General features: G+C 35.9%; 13 protein-coding genes. All 13 read left to right on the top strand.

Annotated features, from left to right (window positions below):
• Positions 1-47: 47 nt before the first annotated feature.
• The 13 genes from AC3ITQ_RS21455 to AC3ITQ_RS21395 all read left to right on the top strand — a co-directional run bounded on the left by AC3ITQ_RS21455 (position 48) and on the right by AC3ITQ_RS21395 (position 21,883).
• Positions 48-2,144, top strand: coding sequence for an alpha-glucuronidase family glycosyl hydrolase (locus AC3ITQ_RS21455; protein WP_489236107.1), 2,097 nt, complete (start codon positions 48-50; stop codon positions 2,142-2,144).
• 18 nt (positions 2,145-2,162) lie between these two features.
• Entirely contained in the window at positions 2,163-2,900 is a 738-nt protein-coding gene (locus AC3ITQ_RS21450) for an SDR family NAD(P)-dependent oxidoreductase (RefSeq protein ID WP_375032576.1), read from the top strand.
• Between the two features lie 245 nt (positions 2,901-3,145).
• Entirely contained in the window at positions 3,146-4,309 is a 1,164-nt protein-coding gene (uxuA, locus tag AC3ITQ_RS21445; RefSeq protein ID WP_489238960.1) for a mannonate dehydratase, read from the top strand.
• Between the two features lie 105 nt (positions 4,310-4,414).
• Entirely contained in the window at positions 4,415-7,285 is a 2,871-nt protein-coding gene (locus tag AC3ITQ_RS21440) for a glycosyl hydrolase 115 family protein (RefSeq protein ID WP_489236106.1), read from the top strand.
• 153 nt (positions 7,286-7,438) lie between these two features.
• On the top strand, positions 7,439-8,539 hold the full coding sequence (locus AC3ITQ_RS21435) for an endo-1,4-beta-xylanase (RefSeq protein ID WP_489236105.1): 1,101 nt from the start codon (positions 7,439-7,441) through the stop codon (positions 8,537-8,539).
• Between the two features lie 225 nt (positions 8,540-8,764).
• On the top strand, positions 8,765-10,198 hold the full coding sequence (locus tag AC3ITQ_RS21430) for an MFS transporter (protein ID WP_489236103.1): 1,434 nt from the start codon (positions 8,765-8,767) through the stop codon (positions 10,196-10,198).
• Between the two features lie 34 nt (positions 10,199-10,232).
• Positions 10,233-11,252, top strand: a complete 1,020-nt coding sequence (locus AC3ITQ_RS21425) for a glycoside hydrolase family 43 protein (RefSeq protein WP_489236102.1) — start codon at positions 10,233-10,235, stop codon at positions 11,250-11,252.
• A gap of 176 nt (positions 11,253-11,428) precedes the next feature.
• Positions 11,429-12,439 carry a GntR family transcriptional regulator gene (locus tag AC3ITQ_RS21420; protein ID WP_489236101.1) on the top strand — a complete coding sequence of 337 codons (1,011 nt, stop codon included), beginning with the start codon at positions 11,429-11,431 and terminating at the stop codon, positions 12,437-12,439.
• A gap of 3 nt (positions 12,440-12,442) precedes the next feature.
• Complete coding sequence (locus tag AC3ITQ_RS21415; RefSeq protein WP_489236100.1) at positions 12,443-13,930, top strand: xylulokinase; 1,488 nt, start codon at positions 12,443-12,445, stop codon at positions 13,928-13,930.
• A gap of 6 nt (positions 13,931-13,936) precedes the next feature.
• Positions 13,937-15,262, top strand: a complete 1,326-nt coding sequence (gene xylA, locus AC3ITQ_RS21410) for a xylose isomerase (protein WP_489236099.1) — start codon at positions 13,937-13,939, stop codon at positions 15,260-15,262.
• Between the two features lie 351 nt (positions 15,263-15,613).
• Positions 15,614-16,270, top strand: a complete 657-nt coding sequence (gene fsa, locus AC3ITQ_RS21405) for a fructose-6-phosphate aldolase (protein WP_194656965.1) — start codon at positions 15,614-15,616, stop codon at positions 16,268-16,270.
• Between the two features lie 601 nt (positions 16,271-16,871).
• Positions 16,872-19,946 carry a SusC/RagA family TonB-linked outer membrane protein gene (locus tag AC3ITQ_RS21400; protein WP_489236098.1) on the top strand — a complete coding sequence of 1,025 codons (3,075 nt, stop codon included), beginning with the start codon at positions 16,872-16,874 and terminating at the stop codon, positions 19,944-19,946.
• An 11-nt stretch (positions 19,947-19,957) separates the two neighbouring features.
• Positions 19,958-21,883 carry a RagB/SusD family nutrient uptake outer membrane protein gene (locus AC3ITQ_RS21395; protein ID WP_489236097.1) on the top strand — a complete coding sequence of 642 codons (1,926 nt, stop codon included), beginning with the start codon at positions 19,958-19,960 and terminating at the stop codon, positions 21,881-21,883.
• The last annotated feature ends 218 nt before the right edge of the window (positions 21,884-22,101 follow it).

Here is a 22,101-nt window from a genome sequence, read left to right as displayed (position 1 = left end):
ATTTATTTATACTTCCTCTTTTTCTGCTTTTGTTCTCCTTTAAAACAATGGCACAAAAGGATTATAAATTGTGGCTGCAATATAACCAGAAAACGGATGTTGAATTGGTTTCAAAATACCGTTCTGATATGCAGGGAATCGTTTCTTTCGGAAATTCTGAAACTTTAAAAATTGCTTCAAAAGAATTAGAAGTCGGATTGAGTGAAATGTTCGGAAATAAAATTAGTCTTAAATCAGAATTTGACGGAGATCGAAATATCATCATTGGTTCTCAGGTATTACTAAGTACGGAAATTCAAAAAGAAATTGGGAATTTTAATCAGATCAATGACGAAGGTTTTATCATCAAATCGATTTCATTAAAAGGTAAAAATCAAATTGTCATTACCGGTAAAAAAGATATTGGCGTTTTATACGGAGTTTATAGTTTTCTAAGACTGGTGCAGACGAATAAATCCATCAAAAATTTAAACATTGCTGATGCGCCAAAAACGAATATCCGAATCTTAAATCACTGGGATAATTTAGACCGAACTGTAGAGCGTGGTTATGCTGGTTTTTCTTTATGGAACTGGCAGAAACTTCCTGATTTTATTGATCAGCGTTATATCGATTACGCAAGAGCAAATGCGTCAATCGGAATTAACGGAGCAGTTTTAACCAACGTAAACGCAAACGCCTTAATCCTGACGCCACAATATTTAGAAAAGGTTGAAGCCTTAGCGAATGTATTTCGACCATATGGAATAAAAGTGTATTTGACAGCTCGTTTCTCAGCACCAATTGAAATTGGCAGTTTAAAAACAGCCGATCCAAAAGACGCAGATGTCGCGAATTGGTGGAAAAATAAAGCCAAAGAAATTTATAAAAGAATCCCTGATTTTGGTGGATTTCTGGTAAAAGCAAATTCTGAAGGTCAGCCTGGCCCACAGAATTACGGTAGAGATCATGTGGATGGAGCGAACATGCTGGCCGATGCTGTTGCGCCTTTTGGAGGTGTAATTATGTGGAGAGCATTTGTGTATTCGGAACATGATGCCAACGATCGAGCCAAACAAGCTTATGCCGAATTTGTGCCCTACGATGGAAAATTCAAAGACAATGTTATCGTTCAGGTAAAAAATGGAGCGATCGATTTTCAGCCTCGTGAGCCTTTTCATCCTATGTTTGGTGCTATGCCCAAAACGCCCTTAATGATGGAGTTTCAAATTACGCAGGAATATCTAGGTTTTAGTACCCATTTGGTTTTTCTGCCGAAATTATTTCAGGAAGTATTAGAATCAGATACCTGGCAAAAAGGAAAAGGGACTACCGTTGCCAAAGTGATTGATGGTACCATAACGAAAACAAAACTAACCGGAATTGCCGGAGTTTCCAACATCGGAAATGATTTAAACTGGACAGGTCATCCTTTCGCGCAGGCGAATTGGTACGGCTTTGGAAGACTGGCCTGGAATCCGAATTTAGATTCTGAGGTTATTGCGGATGAATGGTTGCGATGTACTTTCTCCAATGATGAAAACTTCATAAAACCAGTAAAAGAAATGATGATGGATTCGCGTGAAGCAGTTGTGAATTATATGACACCGCTTGGTTTACATCATATTATGGATACCGGCCATCATTATGGTCCAGGTCCGTGGGTTTCGAATTTATCCCGACCAGAATGGAATCCGGTATATTATCATAAAGCAGATAAAAACGGAATCGGTTTTGACCGTTCTAAAACCGGTACCAATGCCACAGCACAATATGCTCCCGAAGCAGCCAAAATTTTTGATAATCTGGAAACCTGTCCGGAAAAAGATTTACTATGGTTTCATCATGTTTCCTGGGATTATAAATTGAAGAACGGTCAGACATTATGGAACGGTTTGGCTCTGAAATATCAGGAAGGCGTAAATCAGGTGGCAGCCATGCAAAACGTTTGGAATAAAACTGCAAAGTATGTTGATCAAGAACGTTTCAAAGAAGTAAAAATGTTATTAGAGATTCAATATAAAGAAGCAAAATGGTGGCGAGATGCGTGTTTGTTATACTTTCAACAATATTCTGGTAAGGAATTGCCAGTTGGAGTAGAGAAGCCAACGCAATCTTTAGACTATTTTCAATCCTTAAAATTCCCTTTTGCACCGGGAAATTAAATATTCAAATTAAAAAATATGAGTACAAAAACAGCAATTGTAACCGGAGGGAATTCGGGTTTGGGTTTTGCAACAGCAAAGAAATTATGTGATAACGGAATCAAAACCTATATAATTGGAAGATCAAAAGACAAGACAGAAGATGCGTGTAAAGAGATCGGTCCAAATGCGATTCCGGTTATTTGTGATCTAAATGATTTGGCAGGAATTCCGGCCATGATTGAAAATATAAGCAAAGAAAATCCGATTGATATTTTGGTAAACAATGCCGGAATCAATCTTAAAAAAGAATTTTTGGATGTAACGGATGAAGATTTTTTATCGATAATTCACACCAATCTTTTAAGTGTTTTTGCAGTTAGTAAAGCCGTTGTAAAAAACATGAAAGAAAATGGGGTAGGAAGCATTATCAATATAAGTTCAATGGCATCGCAATACGGTATTCCGAAAGTAATAGCATACTCGGCAAGTAAAGGTGCAATTGAATCGATGACAAGAGCTATGGCGGTTGAGTTGGCTCCGTTTGGAGTTCGTGTAAACTGTATTGCTCCGGGATTTATCAAAACAAAAATGTCTTCTACTGCGCTTGATAATGATCCGGAAAGAAAAAATAAAGTACTGGGTAGAACGCCAATGGGATTCTTAGGAGAACCATCGGACATTGCAGATGCAGTTTATTATTTTGCTTTAAGCGAATCAAAATATACAACCGGAACTGTTTTACCTGTTGATGGCGGAAATAGTATTGGGTTCTAAAAATTTACAGATTGAAAAATATTTTAACACATACGAACATAGATTTAGTTTGGCGTTAAAGGCGTTTCACTCGTTTTGAAAACACATTAGCTATGGTTAAATCTATGTGTTTCAAAGAATACCCCACAAATAGCCTGCTATGTGTTTTTAAACAAATGAAATGCCTTTTTTTAACATCATGTTAAGCTATGTCTCTATGTGTTTAAAAAAATAAAGTGTTATAACAAGTTAGTATTATGATAAAAATGCAACAAACCATGCGTTGGTTTGGTCCTCAGGATAACGTTACTTTAAGAGATATTAAGCAAGCCGGAGCAACCGGAATTGTTACGGCTTTGCATCAAATTCCGGTTGGGGAAATTTGGTCAATTGAAGACATTAAAGAAAGACAGCAAATCATCAGAGAAGCCGGATTGGAGTGGTCTGTTGTTGAAAGTTTGCCGGTTCATGAAGAAATAAAACGTGCTACTGGGGATTATTTGCAATACATCAAAAATTATAAAATCAGTTTAAAAAATTTGGCTGATTGTGGCATTAAAATCATCACCTATAATTTTATGCCGATTCTCGACTGGGTTCGCACCAATCATAATTTTATCAATGAAGATGGAAGTAAAGCGTTGTTATACAATCAGGTTGCTTTTACTTATTTTGATGTGTTTTTGCTGAAAAGGCCTAATGCTGAAAATGATTATTCGGAGGAAGAAAAAGCAAATGCATTGGTATACGGAAATAAGCTTTCTGAAGATGAGAAAGCCTTACTTTTTAAGAATGTTTTATTAGGATTACCGGGAAGTAAAATCAATTTTACGGCTGAACAAATTCTTTCGCTTTTAGATAATTACGCTCAAATTGATAATAATAAACTTAGAGAAAACCTAATTTACTTTTTATCTGAAGTGGCTCCGGTTGCTGAAGAATTAGGTTCGAAATTGGCTATTCATCCTGATGATCCGCCGTTTTCGGTTTTAGGTTTACCCCGAATTGTTTCAACAGAAAAAGATATCAAAGCCATTTTTGAAGCCGTGCCTTTAAACGCAAACGGACTTTGTTATTGCACGGGTTCATTAGGAGCAGATCCAAAAAATAATCTGGAAAAAATTATTGATGATTGTGGAGATAGAATTCATTTTTTACACATGCGAAATACCTTCCGCGAAAGCGCAACTATTTTTAGGGAATCTGCCCATTTAGAAGGAGATACAAAAATGGAAATTCTAGTTGAAAAACTACTTTTATTGATGAATAAAAGAAAAGTGAGTTTACCAATGCGTCCGGATCACGGTTTTTTACATGATGTAGATGAAAAAACAGAAACATATCCAGGATATTCTTTGGTCGGAAGATTAAAAGGTCTTGCTGAATTAAGAGGCTTGGAAATGGGAATTGCCTATAAATTGAATTTGTAATATAAGTATCCTAACAGGTTTTAAAAACCTGTTAGGTATAATTCAAAGTTTATACACGCATTTTTGTGGTCAAAACTGTTTAGCGTTAATATTAATAAAATTATCATGCATTTACTAAAATCTCCATTATTACCAATAATTCTAATGCTTTTCCTCTTCGGAATCAGCACAAAATCCTACGCAATAAATGGAGAAAAATATGTAGTAAACAAAGCTTCTGTAGAAAATTTCCCATTAGCATCTAAAGGAAAAACAGCTTCTATTTTAGTAAGCGAAAATGATTTCCCAGGTGTTTTGCGTGTTGCCGGACATTTGGAAAATGACCTTTTTAGAGTAACAAATGTTCATCCAAAACAAATCAAAACCCTTTCAGGAGCAACCGATTATGTTGTTATTATTGGCACAATCGGAAAAAGTGAAATCATAGATAAATTAGTTCAGGAAGGAAAAATTGATGCAGATCAATTGAAAGGAAAATGGGAAAAATTCATCACTCAAATTGTCGATAATCCTTCAACAGGAATCAAAAAAGCGTTGGTCGTTGCAGGTTCAGATAAAAGGGGAACGATTTACGGAATGTATGATTTGTCGAATCAAATTGGAGTTTCTCCGTGGTATTTCTGGGCTGATGTTCCGGTGAAAAAACAATCGGAATTGCATGTTTTAAGTGGAATTCATTCCAACGGAGAACCGAAAGTAAAATACCGTGGCATCTTTATAAATGATGAAGCTCCGGCCTTGTCAGGCTGGGCATTTGATACGTATGGCGGATTTAATGCAAAATTCTATGATAAGGTTTTTGAATTGATTTTGAGAATGAAGGGCAATTATTTGTGGCCTTCGATGTGGGGAAGAATGTTTTATGTAGATGATCCTCAAAACGCTGTTTTAGCAGATGAATACGGAATCGTAATGGGAACTTCGCATCACGAACCGCTGACAAGAGCACATGCAGAATGGGCAAAATTAGGCAAAGGAAAATGGGATTTTAGTACCAATTCTGAAAACCTGATTTCGTTTTGGAAAGAAGGAATGAAAAGAATGGCAAACACGGAAACTATTGTAACAGTTGGAATGCGTGGCGACGGCGACGAACCAATGACACAGGGAACGGCAATTGATTTACTAGAAAATATCGTAAAAACGCAGAGAGAAATTATAAAAGAAACCACTAAAAAGCCAATTGAAGAAACGCCTCAAATGTGGGCACTTTACAAAGAAGTTCAGGATTATTATGACAAAGGCATGCGCGTTCCGGATGATATTACGCTTTTATTGTGCGATGACAATTGGGGGAATATCAGGAAGTTGCCAGAACTAAACGCAAAACCAAGAAAAGGCGGCTATGGCATTTATTATCATTTTGATTATGTGGGAGGACCGCGAAATTACAAATGGATTAATACCAACCAAATTGAAAGAACCTGGGAACAAATGGATTTGGCGTACCAATATGGCGTTGATAAAATTTGGATTGTCAATGTGGGCGATATCAAACCAATGGAATTTCCAACGGAGTTTTTTCTTGATTTGGCATGGAATCCGGAGAAATGGAATGCAGAGAATTTAGATCAATATTATGTGCAATGGGCGAAGGAAAATTTTGGTGATCAAAATAAGAATGAAATTGCTCAAATTATAAAATTGTACACCAAATACAATTCCAGAAGAAAACCGGAACTACTAAACGAGAAAACGTATAGCATTACCAATTACAACGAAGCAGAAACCGTTTTAGCCGATTATAAAAAATTGGTTGATAAAGCCAATGCAATCAATGAAAAAATTAAACCGGAATACAAGGACGCTTTTTATCAATTGGTTTTGTTTCCAGTTTTGGCAAGTGCAAATCTAAATGAATTGTATGTGGCGACGGCTAAAAATCGCTTGTACGCAAGTCAGGGAAGAGCTTCTGCAAATGTGTATGCAAAACAAGTAAAAGAATTATTCCAAAAAGATAGTTTGTTGACAAATTATTACCATACCAAGCTAGCAAATGGCAAGTGGAATCATATGATGGCGCAAACACACATTGGTTACACGTCCTGGCAAGAGCCGAAAAACAATGTAATTCCGGAAACAAAAAATATTGAAATATCAAATAAATCAGAAGCCGGAATTGCCATTGAAGGTTCTGAAAATTGGTGGCCAAATACTACTTCGGAAATCGTTTTGCCGACTTTTATTTCAGCTGAAAACCAATCTTATTTTGTAGACATTTTCAACAGAGGAACTATTCCTTTTGACTTTAAAATAACCTCTAAAGAGAATTGGATTAAATTTTCAACATCAAAAGGAAAAATCAATTCCGAAGAAAGGATATTGATGAGTATTGACTGGAAAAAAGCTCCGAAAGGCGATGCTAAAAGTCAATTTACAATTTCGGCCAATAATCAGAATTTCATTGTAAGTGTAAATACTAAAAACATTGATTTAACCGGAATAAAAGGTTTTGTTGAGAATAATGGTTTTGTGTCAATTGAGGCGCAGCATTACTCAAGAGCCACTAATTCAGATTTGAAATGGACTGTAATTCCCAACATCGGAAAAACAGAATCGGGAATTACATTAAAACCTTCCAACGTTCAGCCAATTGCAATTTCTGAAAAATCACCAAGATTAGAATATGATATTCATTTGTTGCAAAAAGGAACTATAAAAGTACACGCTTATTTTTCGCCAACCATTAATTTTTCTACTCGTGAAGGTTTGAAATATGGAATTGCTATTGATGATGAAAAACCACAAATCATCAATTTTAATGAAAAAGACTCGGATAAAACATGGAATAAGGCTGTGGCCGATAATATTAAAATAATAACCTCTTCGCATGCGATTGAAAAAGCCGGAAATCATACCTTAAAGTTTTACGGAATTGATCCTGCTTTAGTGCTTCAGAAAATTGTAATTGAAACCGAGTCGGGAAAAATTCTGGAGTCTTATTTAGGACCACCAGAAAGTTTTCAAAAGAAATAAAAGACCAGACCTAAAAGGTTTTAAAAACCTGTTAGGTCTCAATACGCAAAGCTATGTTTTTTAAAAGTAGTGAAACGCCTCTACAGACAAAGTAAATCTATGTCTCTATGTGTTTGAAAAAAAAATTAACTATCAACCAAAAAAATAAAAAAAATGAAATTAATTAAACCCTGTTTACTGGCAATAACCACCTTGCTGTTTGTAAACTGTACGGCGCAAAAAAAAGCCACCTCGCTGAAAGAAGCGTATAAGAAAGATTTTTATATCGGAACAGCTTTAAGCGCTGATCAAATTGAAGTGAAAGATGCCAAACAAGACGCCTTGATTCGTAAAGAATTTAATGCGATTACAGCAGAAAATATCATGAAATCGATGTTTGTACATCCTGAAAAAGATAAATATGATTTTGTATTGTCTGATAAATTTGTGACTTATGGCAAGAAGAATAAAATGTTTATTCACGGTCATACCCTGATCTGGCACAGTCAGTTAGCGCCCTGGATGGAGAAAATCAAAGACAGTACAGAAATGAGGGCTTTCATGAAAGATCACATTACGACGATTGTTTCAAAATATAAAGGAAGAATCGATTCGTGGGATGTTGTAAATGAAGCTTTAAACGAAGACGGAACGTTAAGAACTTCTGTTTTTTTGAGTACCCTTGGCGAGCAATATCTTACTGATGCATTCAAATTAGCTGCAGCAGCAGATTCAAAAGTAGATTTGTATTACAACGATTATAATAACGAAGCGCCGGCGAAAAGACAGGGTACAATTGATTTAATTAAAAAAGTGAGAGCAGGAGGAGGTAAGGTTGACGGTGTTGGAATTCAGGCGCATTGGCGATTGGAAAGTCCTTCTTTACAAGAAATTGAAGAAAGTATTTTGGCTTATTCTGCATTAGGTTTAAAAGTTGCTTTTACAGAATTAGACATCACTGTTTTGCCAAATCCATGGGATTTACAAGGGGCAGATGTAAATCAGAATTTTGAAGGAAGTGCTAAAATGAATCCGTATCCGGAGAAACTTCCAGATTCGATCCAGGAAAAGCTTGCGCAGCGTTATGCAGATATTTTCAAGTTATTTTTAAAACACAAAAACAAAATTAGCCGTGTTACTTTTTGGGGTGTTTATGACGGGCAATCGTGGTTAAATGACTGGCCTATAAGGGGTCGTACGAATTATCCTTTGCTATTTGATACTCAGCTTCAGCCAAAAAAAGCGTATGATACTGTAATGCAATTAAAGAATTAGAAAAATAGCAGTATTGACAAGGGCTTAAAGAATTAATACATCAGACGGTTCCTAAAAAAAAATGTAATAACACAAAGTAAATTTGGATGGTTTGTTTTTTTTGCTAATTTTACACAACCGATTGCTTAAGTAAAAGCCTTTTGAAAGCAGTATACGAGCTAAGTAAATAGTCAAATTTAAATCAACTTTGATTATAAAATTAACCAAAATAACCACAAACAAATAATGAATTTTAATTCTCAAAAACTATCCATAAAAGAAAAAATTGGATACAGCTTAGGCGACCTGGCGGCAAATTTAGTCTTTCAGACACTGATTACTTACCTCGCTTATTTTTATACAGATATTTACGGATTATCGCCTCAGGATTCTTCTATAATTATGTTGGTTGTGGGTTTAATAGCAGCTTTTGTATTTAATCCAATTATTGGAGTTTTGGCAGACAGGACCAGTACCAAATGGGGAAAATTCAGACCATGGATTTTATGGACCGCAGTACCCTTGGGAGTTATTGCTTTGTTAGCTTTCACAACACCTAATTTTGCATATCATGGTAAAATAATTTATGCGGTTGTGACCTATACTTTTTTGTTATTGTTTTATGCCAGTAACAATTTACCGTATTCTGCTTTAAGCGGCGTAATTACTGGTGATATGGGCGAACGCAATAGTTTATCGTCTTATCGTTTTGTGGCGGTAATGTTTGCACAGTTTTTTGTTCAGGTTTTTATGCTTGGGATTATCAAAAGTGCAGGAAATGGCGATAAAGCAATTGGTATTGAAAAAGTAATGACAGCGTTGGCAATATTTGGCACCATAATGCTATTAATTACATTTTTTACAACAAAAGAACGTATCGTTCCAAAACCAGAGCAAAAATCAAGTATTAAAGAAGATTTAAGCGATTTAGTAAAAAATAAACCATGGTTAATCATGCTGGCGTTGACGACTTTGGTATTTATTACTTTGGCAATCAAAGGCAGTGCTTATGTGTATTATTTTGAAAATTATGTAGACAAGCAACAACTGGCAATCCTTATTCAGCCAATTCTGGATGGTTTAGCAAGTATCGGATTGAATCAATTTGGTGATGATCCTATTGCGGCCGGATTTGGTTTGTTTAATGCTGGCGGAATTATTTTCATGATTGTCGGAATCACTTTATCAAAAAGATTAGCAGATAAATTCGGTAAGCGAAACATCTTTGGTTCCTTTCTATTTGTCTCCACCTTATTTATATTGGCTTTTTACTTCTTTTCTTCCAAATCAGTGAGTCTGATTTTTGTTTCCCAAATTCTGCACGGCTTTTTCTACGGAATTACAATTCCGATTCTGTGGGCGATGATTGCCGATGTGGCTGATTACTCAGAATGGTTAAATAACCGTCGTGCAACTGCGATTATATTCTCTGCCATGATGGTGGGCTTAAAAGCAGGATTGAGTATTGGGGGAGCTTTGACAACTTCATTATTAGGACACTTTGATTATGTTCCTAATGCGGCGGTACAAAGTGCAGTAGCAATAAACGGAATTAAACTTTTGGTTAGTGTCTTTCCTGCAATTCCTTTTCTGATTGGAGTTGCATTGTTATTTTTCTACAAAATCGACAAAAAAATGGAGATTCAGATTGAATCGGATTTAAAAGAAAGAAGAGCCTAGCTTATTTTAAAAATTAAAAAAAACCTGAAAAAAAATGCCTGAAGATAGTATTGAAAATATTGACTTTTTAGAGTTAGAAAAACGAGCGATCTCGAATCCATTAATAAATCATATGTATACCGCTGATCCATCGGCGCATGTTTTTAATGGAAAAATATATATTTACCCGTCTCACGATATTGATGCCGGAATTCCTTTTAATGACAATGGAGATCATTTCGGAATGGAAGATTATCACGTCATTTCGATGGAAAACGTAAATGCTGAGGCTGTAGATAATGGCTTGGCTTTGCATGTAAATGATGTGCCGTGGGCTGAAAGACAAATGTGGGCACCGGATGCCGCGTGTAAAAACGGAAAATATTATTTGTATTTCCCAGCCAAACGTGCCAACGGAATTTTCCAGATTGGAGTAGCCATTAGTGATTCGCCAACGGGTCCTTTTGTATCTGAACCGGAAGCAATCAAAGGGAGTTATACCATTGATCCTGCCGTTTTTGAAGACAATGATGGGAAGTATTATATCTATTTTGGTGGTATTTGGGGTGGTCAGCTTCAAAAGTACCGAGGCAACAAATACGATGAAAATAACGAGGAACCGTTAGCAAATGAACCTGCATTAGGACCAATTGTGGCTTTACTTTCTGAAGACATGAAAGAATTTGCCGAAGAACCAAAAGAAATCAAAATTCTGGATGAGAATGGAGAAGTTTTAAAGGCAGGTGATAACGATCGCCGTTTTTTTGAAGCTTCATGGTTGCACAAATACAATGGCAAATATTATTTCTCGTATTCAACCGGAGATACCCATTTCATTTGTTATGCAATAGGAGATAGCCCTTACGGACCTTTTACCTATAAAGGAAGAATTCTGAATCCTGTAATTGGATGGACTTCTCATCACTCTATTTGTGAGATTGAAAACGAATGGTATTTGTTTTATCACGATTCAAGCTTGTCAAAAGGAGTAACGCATTTGAGATCGATCAAAGTGACCAAAATTGAATACAATGCTGACGGTTCGATTGTGACGATTGATCCTTATAAAAAATAGAAATAAGCACTAAAAAAATTTCAAGAAAACAACAACCGGTTGTCCATGTATTTTTTAAGAAAGTATTTTTAAAATAAAGAATCGGATTTATAAAAAAATAACAATTTCAGTGTTAAAATGTTTTTTTTATAAAATCCGATTAGTTACTTTAGCATACCAGAACAGAACGGAACAGCATGCTAAACGAAGAACAGGAAAAATTTGTATTTGTAATTAATCACGACAGTGATATCCCGAAATACCAGCAATTGGTAAACGGGATAAATAATGCTATTGCGGAGAATATTTTACAAAAAGGAGATTTACTTCCCTCTGTAAATGCGATTTGTAAAGAAAATCAGTTGTCGAGAGACACTGTTTTTAAAGCGTATACTATTTTGAAAGATCAGAATGTAATTGATTCTGTTCCGAATAAAGGATATTATGTATCGGGTGAAACGAGGAAAGTGCTCTTGGTATTGGATACTTTCAAGGCCTATAAAGAAGTTTTGTATCACTCGTTTGTGAATAATTTACCGGATAATGTTATTACTGATGTGCAATTTCATCATTATAATATTGATGTTTTTAAAACAATCATTAATAACAGCGTTGGGAAGTATTACAAATATGTGGTGATGAATTTTGATCACAAAGAGGTATCGCCAACATTATCGGCTATTTCGAATGATAAATTGCTTTTGATTGACTGGAATATTCATTCTAAGAAAGATAATAATTATGTTTTTCAGGATTTCGGAAAAGCATTTTACAATTCGCTTAAAGAAGCAGCTGATTTGTTTAAAAAGTATAAAAACATACAATTTATTTATCCGGATTATACGAATCACCCAAAAGAGACATTGGAGTCCTTTAAGAAGTTTTGTGCTGATTTTCATTTTAAATATGACATTGTCACAGATTCAAAAAAGTTTAATATCGAAAAAGGAATCGCTTATATCAGTGTTAGTGACAGGATTTTAGGAGACTTTTTAGAGCAGTGTAAAGAGAAAGATTTAGAGCCGGGAACGGATGTTGGGTTTTTATCTTACAATGAAACACCAATGAAGAAATTTATTTATAAAGGAATCTCGGTGGTGTCAACAGATTTTAAAGAAATGGGAACAAAAGCCGCAGCATTTATCACAACAGATGAAACGGTACAGCAATATATAGCAACAAGTTTAACAATAAGAGAATCATTATAAAGTATGTATTATATAGGATATGATATTGGAAGTTCTTCGGTCAAGGTTGCCTTGGTAGAAGCAGCAACAGGCAAAAAAATAGTCGTTTTGCACGAACCGCAAAACGAAATGGAGATCGTTTCATTGCATGCTGATTGGGCAGAACAGGATCCGGAAATTTGGTGGCAACACATTTGCACAGCGACAAAAAGAGCGATTCGTGAAGCAAATATCGAAGCTTCTAAAATTCAGGGTGTGGGTATATCGTATCAAATGCACGGATTGGTTATTGTGGATGACGCATGCAACCCATTGCGCAACGCTATAATCTGGTGTGATAGTAGAGCTGTAGCTATTGGCGACAAAGCTTTTGAAGAAATTGGAGCAGAAAAATGTTTCAGTCATTTATTAAATTCTCCTGGGAATTTCACGGCTTCAAAATTAAAATGGGTTAAAGAAAACGAACCAGAAATATACAGTAAAGTCTACAAATACATGTTACCGGGTGATTATATCGCTTACAAATTAACAGGCGATGTTACCACGACAAAAAACGGACTTTCTGAAGGAATGCTTTGGGATTATAAAGAGAACAAAGTAGCTGATTGGTTGTTGGATTATTACGGAATCGACCAATCATTAACGCCAACAATTGTGGAGAATTTCACGAATCAGGGTGTGTTGAATGAGAAAGGGGCAAAAGAATCTGGGCTTCCAACTGGTATTCCAGTTGTTTATAGAGCCGGTGATCAGCCTAATAATGCATTGGCTTTAAATGTATTAAATCCGGGTGAAGTTGCGGCAACTGGTGGAACTTCAGGTGTTTTTTATGCCGTTAGCGAAATGTCAGCCGGAAATAAAAGTACGAGAGTAAACAACTTCGTGCATGTTAATTATGAAGTAGAAAAGCCAAGAATCGGGAAATTACTGAATATTAACGGAGCCGGAATTCAGTACAGATGGTTGCGAAATAATATGGGTGATGAAACCTATGAATCGATGAACCGCAAGGCATCAAAAATTGATATCGGATCTGATGGAGTTGTGGTTATTCCGTTTGGGAATGGCGCTGAACGTATGTTCAACAATAAAAACATCGGAACACACTTTTTGAATCTTAATTTAAACATCCACAGTAGTTCGCATTTGTTCAGGGCTTCTTTGGAAGGAATCGCTTTTTCATTTGTGTACGGAATGGAATGTTTAAAAGATGACAATGCGACAATTGGTGTAATCAGAGCAGGAAATGATAATTTATTCCGCTCAGAAATTTTTTCTAATACGGTGGCAACGCTTATTGGGCATGAAATTGAAATTTATAATACAACAGGAGCAGTAGGTGCAGCAAGAGCAGTCGGTTTGATCGATGGCGATTTTGAAAAGTTTGGTTCAAGTATTACCACAAACGACCACGTAATGACTTTTTTACCGTTGCAAAACAAAGAACCATACGTTCAGGCTTACCAAAAATGGAAACAGGAATTAGAATTAATATTAACATACAAAAAATAAAAGGATATGATAGTTTTAGGCAATAAAGAATACTACAAAGGTATAGGCCAAATTAAATTTGAAGGCAAAGAGTCTGATAATCCACTGGCATTTAAGTATTATAATCCAGAGCAGGTTGTGGCTGGAAAAACAATGCGTGAGCACTTTAAATTTGCGATCGCTTACTGGCATACTTTCTGTGGTCAGGGTTCAGATCCATTCGGACCAGGAACGCAACATTTTCCTTGGGATCAGCCTACAGATGCTATCGCTGCGGCAAAAGAAAAAGCAGATGCAGCATTCGAATTCATTACCAAAATGGGATTTGACTATTACTGTTTTCACGATTATGACCTGGTTAATGAAGGAGCTACTTTCGCAGAATCAGAAAGCAGATTGGCTACGATTACAGAGTATTTGAAAGAAAAACAAGCTGCTTCCGGAGTGAAATTACTTTGGGGAACTGCAAACTGTTTTTCTAATCCAAGATACATGAACGGTGCGGCTACGAATCCAGATTTTAATGTATTGGCGAGAGCCGGTGGTCAAATAAAATTGGCGTTGGATGCTACCATTGCTTTAGGAGGAGAAAACTATGTATTCTGGGGAGGTCGTGAAGGTTATATGACTTTGCTGAACACAGATATGGGAAGAGAATTGGATCACATGGGGCAATTCCTTGCTCAGGCAAGAGACTATGCAAGAGCACAAGGATTTAAAGGAAATTTCTTCATTGAGCCAAAACCTATGGAGCCAATGAAACACCAATATGATTTTGACTCGGCTACAGCTATTGGATTTTTGCATAAATACGGCTTAGAGAAAGACTTCAAGATGAACATTGAGGTGAATCACGCGACATTAGCGCAACACACTTTTCAACACGAAATGGAAGTAGCTGCTAAAGCTGGAATGTTAGGAAGTTTAGATGCTAACAGAGGTGACTACCAAAACGGATGGGATACAGATCAATTTCCAAATAACATCCAGGAAGTTACAGAAGCAATGTTGGTTTTCTTAAAAGCAGGCGGACTACAAGGTGGAGGAGTTAATTTTGATGCCAAAATTAGAAGAAACTCTACTGATATGGAAGATGTATTCTTAGCTCACATTGGTGGAGCTGATACTTTTGCCAGAGCATTATTGACGGCTGACAAAATTATCACATCTTCTCCTTATGATAAATTAAGAACAGAACGTTACAGTTCTTTTGATTCTGGAAACGGAAAAGCTTTTGAAGAAGGAAAATTAAGTTTGACTGATTTGTATAAAATTGCCCAGGAAAATGGAGAATTAAATTTACAAAGCGGTAAACAGGAATTGTTCGAAAATATCATCAATCAATATATTTAATTGATTGACGACAGAAAAATAATTTTCGGTTAAAGTGAAACCGAAATCAAGATTGTTTTTTGTAGTTTTTTTGTCTCTGGCAAAATATTTTGGTTAGTGTATTTGCCAGGGAAAATTAAGTGAATTATTTAGTAATTGTGGCCGTTGATGTTGAAGAGGTCAACGGCCATTTCACTAATTTCTTATTCAAAACAGATAATTTTTAAAATTGTCTTCGCAGTGATTTCTTTCACTGTTTTATTCAAATTTCAAATTATATTTTCAAATCAAATTACTTGTTTCTAATTCATTTTTATTGAATTGGAATACAGAACTATTATTTAATCAAAAATAAACTTAAACCAAAAACCAATGAAATTTTTTATTGACACAGCAAATTTAGAAGATATTAAAGAAGCTCAGGCACTTGGAGTTTTAGATGGTGTTACGACGAATCCGTCTTTAATGGCCAAAGAGGGAATTACAGGAAAAGACAATATTTTGAAGCATTATCTGGCAATCTGTAATATTGTAGATGGCGATGTTTCCGCAGAAGTTATTTCAACAGATTTTGACGGAATGATCAGAGAAGGTGAGGAGCTTGCAGCATTGCACGAGCAAATCGTTGTAAAATTGCCAATGATTGCTGACGGAATCAAAGCTTGTAAATATTTTTCGGATAAAGGAATCAGAACAAATGTTACTTTAGTTTTTTCACCGGGACAAGCTTTATTAGCTGCAAAGGCAGGAGCAACTTATGTGTCTCCATTTTTAGGAAGACTCGACGATATCTCAACTGACGGAATGCATTTGATTTCAGAAATCAGAGAGATTTATGATAATTATGCTTTCAATACACAAATACTTTCAGCTTCAATCAGACATACTATGCATGTAGTGAATTGCGCAAAAGTGGGTTCTGATGTAATGACCGGACCATTATCTTCTATTAAAGGATTATTGAAACATCCTTTGACTGATATTGGTTTGAATCAATTTATTGAAGATGCTAAAAAGATGCAGCTTTAATCCAAAATACGAATAATGGGACTCAATTATTTTTGAGTAATCCACTTTTTCTTTTAAGAGCTTCTATTGTTATTGATAGGAGTTTTTTTTGTTTTTAAAACAAGCGATTGTGTAAAGCTGTATCTCAGGAAAAAAAAATTGACATTACTTTATTTCTTTAGCTTTAACTCGAAGAATATTAGCGTGTTAGTACTTGTTAATTTGTCATAAGCCTTCGTTTTAGGGAATTCGTTTTCTTGTTTTTAGCTGTAATGCCTTTAAAAATAGCAGTTTTTTATCTTTTACTACTTCCATAGATATTATTCATAATAAATTAATTAAGGATCAGATTTTCCCGATCACTCAAGTGTTTATTGAGTTTAAAGCAAAATTTTAATTATAAAATTACACTAACTCTATTTTAATTCTGTATTTTTTTAGATATAAATAAAAAAATATTACGCAACCGATTGTGTGTTTTAGATTTTTATTTATATTTGTTAAATGAATATTAAAAAAGAGATTCAAACTGACTTATAATGGAGTTTCAAAACTTCAATATTTATGCAATAAAAAAAAAACTAACTCAACCATTACTATTAATTATCTAAATCAATTTTTTATGACTAACTTTTTTACAGTTAAAAGCAAATCAAAGCTCCTAAGATGTTTAGGGTTTCTTGCTCTGATGTTTCTGTTTTCTTTGAGTGCCAACGCTCAGGCAACAGTTACCGGAGTTGTTTCTGATGCTCAGGGTCCGATTCCGGGAGCAAATGTGAATATTAAAGGCACCAAAACGGGTGTTGTGACAGGTTTTGATGGAAATTATACTATTACAAATGTTCCTTCTAATGGAGTGCTAGTATTTAGTTTTTTAGGTTTAACTACAAAAGAAATCCCTGTTGCAGGTAAAACTAAGGTTGATGCCGTGCTACAGGAAAGTTCTAATGCTTTGCAGGAAGTTGTCGTTATTGGTTATGGCGCTCAACGTAAAGAAGCCGTTACCGGTTCTGTTGCTTCTATAACAGGAGATAATTTACGAGAAGTACCCGCTGGTAATATTACACAGGCTTTACAAGGAAGGCTCGCCGGGGTGGAAATGACTCAGACATCCTCTAAACCTGGGGCAACTATGCAAATTAGAATTCGTGGAACCCGCTCCTTAAACGCAAGTAATGATCCTTTGGTAGTTTTGGATGGTATACCATTCGCTGGTTCGCTTGGCGATATTAATCCAACTGATATCAAAAGTGTTGATATTTTAAAAGATGCATCTGCAACTGCAATTTATGGTTCTCGCGGAGCAAATGGTGTAATTTTAGTATCAACTAATAAAGGGAAGAAAGGGCAAAAGGCACGATTTACTTTTGACAATTATTATGGTTTAAAAAGTGTTTTCGCCAGATATCCTATGATGGACGGACCAGAATTTGTAAAATTGCGTAAAGCAGCCGGTATCTACACAAATGGTATTGATGAAGCTGATAATGTAAATACAGACTGGCAGGATTTATTTTATGGAACAGGTATGGTGTCCAGTAATGATTTTGGAGTTTCAGGCGGAACAGAAGGCGGTTCGTATAATTTTGGACTTGGTCATTATAAAGATGAAGCAGTTATTCCGGGTCAGGATTATGAACGTATTTCTTTGCGCGCTGCTGTAGATCAGGAAATTGGAAAGTATTTTCGTTTTGGAATCACTACTAACAATAACTATTCAATTACAAAAGGAAATAATCTGTCTATGTATGGGGTCTTAAATAGCTCTCCTATTGCTGATCCTTATAATGTTGATGGTTCATTAAAAAGAATTATACAAATGCCATTGGATCAGCAATGGGTTTATACACGAGAGAGTATAGAAAATTTAGGTGATAAATGGATTGATCAAACCAGAGCCTTTGGATCTTATAATAACTTTTTTGGTGAAGTTAAGATTCCAGGTGTTGAGGGATTGAAATACCGCCTAAATGTTGGACTTAATTTCCGCATGACAGATGTTGGAAGTTATACTGGTGAAGGTGTTTTTAGCGCGCAGGAAACAACTCCTTCGACAGCAACTATTGGTCATTCTTTAACCACAAACTGGGTTATTGAAAATTTAGTAAGCTACGATCGCACTTTTGCTGATAAACACAAAATTAATTTAGTTGGACTGTATTCTTCTGAACAGACTTCTTTTAACGATTCTTCTGTATCAGCAAAAGGAATTCCTTCTGATGCTTTTCAATTTTACAACTTAGGAAACGCAACAGGAGAAATTACAATTAATCCGGATAACCAACATTATAACAAAAGTGGTTTAATGTCTTATATGGCACGTGCGATGTATTCGTATGATAACCGCTATATGCTGACAGCTACTGTTCGTTCGGACGCTTCTTCAAGATTAGCACCGGGATATAAATGGCATACTTATCCTGCAGTTTCAGCTGGATGGAATGTGAAAGGTGAATCCTTCATGAAAAATGTAAACTTCTTAGATGCTTTGAAATTACGTGTTGGTTATGGAGAAACTTCAAATCAATCTGTAAACCCTTATGCAACGCTTGGACTTTTAGGTACAAGACCATATAATTTTGGAGATGAGTACTCCGTTGGATATTATGTTTCGCAATTGACTAACCCTAAGCTTGGTTGGGAATATTCACAAACATGGAACTATGGAATCGATTTTGCAATTTTAAAAAATCGCTTGTCAGGTACAGTTGAATATTATGTTACAGACACAAGAGATATTTTATTAGGAGTGGGTCTTCCTGCTACATCTGGTGTAAATAGTTATACGGCAAATATTGGGCAGTCTCAAAATAAAGGTATTGAATTCTCTTTAAATGGAGTGATAATAGATGATGCTGCCGGATGGACGTGGGAAGCAGGAGTGAATTTCTATTCTAATAAAAATAAATTGGTTGCACTGGATTCAGGACAAACAAGAGATGAAGGAAACTGGTGGTTTGTTGGTCAGCCAATAAATGTAATTTATGATTATGAAAAAGTAGGACTTTGGCAGGAAGGTGATGCTAATTTGACCAAGTTTGAGCCGGGAGGAAACCCGGGTATGATCAAGGTAAAATATACAGGAGGATTTAACGCTGATGGTTCGCCAACAAGAGCAATTGGTCCGGAAGACAGACAAGTTATGAAAATCGATCCTGATTTTCAGGGTGGTTTTAATACACGTGTAGCCTATAAGAATTTTGACTTAAGTGCAGTTGGTGCTTTTCAGAGCGGAGGTATTTTAATTAGTACCCTTTATTCTGCTTCTGGTTATCTGAACATGATGAGTGGTCGTAGAGGTAATGTTGATGTCGATTACTGGTCGCCGGAAAATACTGATGCCAAATATCCAAAACCAGGCGGAATTGCAAGTGGAGATAATCCAAAATATGGCTCAACTCTTGGTTATTTTGATGCTTCTTATTTAAAAATCCGTACTATTTCACTTGGATATAATTTTAAAAATAAATTTTTGGATCAATCAGGTTTAGAAAGATTCCGTATTTATTGTACGGTTCAAAATCCATTTGTAATGTTTTCGCCTTATCACAAAGAATCAGGAATGGATCCTGAAACCAATTCATATGGGGACCAAAATGCTGCAGTAACAACGGCATACCAAAGACGTTTATTGACTCTGGGAACTAATACTCCGGCAACGCGTAATTTCTTAATTGGTTTTAACTTAACATTTTAAATAAAAAAATAATGAAACGTATACAAATAAGAACTTTTATAGCAACAGCTCTGATGCTGTTGTTCTTAGGGTCATGTACAGAAATATTAGATGAACAGCCTCGCAGTATTTATGAACCAAGTTTTTTTAAAACAGAAAAGGGTGTTTATGGCGGATTGACTTCTATGTATGCTCATTTGCGTTACATCTATGGACAGGCTTACTATTATAATACTACAGTAACAGGTACAGATGAAGCTACTTACGGTCAAAGTGCTGATAATAACTTTAAAGATATGGATCTTTCAGGTGTAGGGTCTATAACTTCGACAAGCAGCCGTACAGATGCATTATGGGGAGCGGCATTCCTAAATATCAATACGGCGAGCGGTATCATTGAAAATGCAGCCGAAGTAGGAATTGCTCCTGCCTTAATAGCAGAGGCAAGATTCTTCAGAGCGTTTGATTATTTTGTGCTGACACAGACTTTTGGAGGAGTGCCGTTAGATTTAGGTTCCGGTGAATTAAAATTTAATGTCAATCCCGTTAGAACTTCAGTTCGTAATACGGTTCCTGAAGTGTATACCAAAGCTATCTTTCCTGATTTATTGACAGCAGTAAATGATTTGCCTGAGGTAGGAAGAGTAAAAGGAGGGGTAACTAAAACTGTCGCAAGATTATATTTGTCAAAAGCCTATTTAACTTATGCATGGTGGCTGCAAAATCCAAATAATATTCCAACATATCCTGAAGCCAACAGAACCGATCCTGATGGACATGACGCCGCATGGTATTTTCAACAAGCATATAATATTGCAACGGAGGGTATTGAAAATCCGGGGACTTTCAGCTTACAAAATACCTATTACGATGTGAATTTAGGGCCAAACGATCGCAATAGTGAAATTCTATTATATGCAGATCATACAGAAACAAGCGAATTTTATAACGCGAGCAGTTTAACGTATTCAAATGGTGCAGCTCCGGAAAACTTTGCAGGATGGATGATGACATGGAATTATACCAATATCAGAAGCGGTGGTATAAGCTCTGTTCAGCGTGAAGCAGTGCAGTCATTAGGACGTCCGTGGACTCGTATGTGCCCAACAATAAATGTAATTAAAAATACTTTTGCTGATAAAACAAATGATTCTCGTTACGATGGAACTTTTACAACTGTTTATCGTGGTAATTGGAACAAAGTTAAAGTGGTGCCGCCACTTCCTGGAACCTTGACTAATGCAAATGAAATGACAGTTAATCCGGGTGATGCCATTCTTACTTTTCTTAATGAAGACAATCCAGCAGTAGTATATTCAAATACAACTGGTAATATTGGGGCTGGAGTGCTTCCGGGAAGAGCAGATTATGTAATTAATCCAAGCGGAATCAGCAGAGTTGTATATCCGGGACTTTGGAAGCTAGGTGTTTACCGTACGGATAACGATGGAACATTAGGACAGCCGAATGCGGCAAGTACACGACCTTTTAGCATTGCTAAATTCTCAGAGTTTTATTTTATCGCGGCTGAGGCAGCTGTAAAAGGGGCAGCTGTAAAAGGTGGAAAAAGCGCCAGAGAGTTAATAAATGTGATTCGTGCACGTGCAGGAAAGTGGAGATGGAACAATGCTGGCAATACAGCTAAGATTGAAGACAATAGCGCTGTTCTGACAGCTGCTACACCAGCAGTTATTGATATTAATTATATTTTGGCAGAACGTTCACGTGAATATTATGCTGAAGGATATCGTTGGTATGATTTAATTCGTACTCAAAAATGGGAAGAACTTGCCGGTTCTTATCAAATTTGTGGTACTGCTTATGGAGATCACACACCTGTAACGATAACACGAACTATCGATAAACATCATTATCTGCGTCCAATTCCTCAGGGACAGCTTGATGCAATGGTGATGTCGGCTGCAGATAAAGCGGCTTATCAGAATCCGGGTTACTAAGTAGAATTAAAATATTGAAACAAATTTGGTTAGATCTAAAAGTAGTTAGTTAGTCGTTATACATTTTTTTTACAGAATTAATTTATAACATAATGTAAGTTTGTTTCCAAAAAAGCCGGAAGTTTATTTCTTTCGGCTTTTTGTTGTTGAAGTAATGAAATGTCATATTCTAAATATTTCATTGTAAATTCAGCATCAAAACAATGATCATTCGGATA

It is taken from the genome of Flavobacterium sp. KH_001 (assembly GCF_057840745.1).
This window is presented reverse-complemented; position numbering and strand designations above follow the sequence as displayed.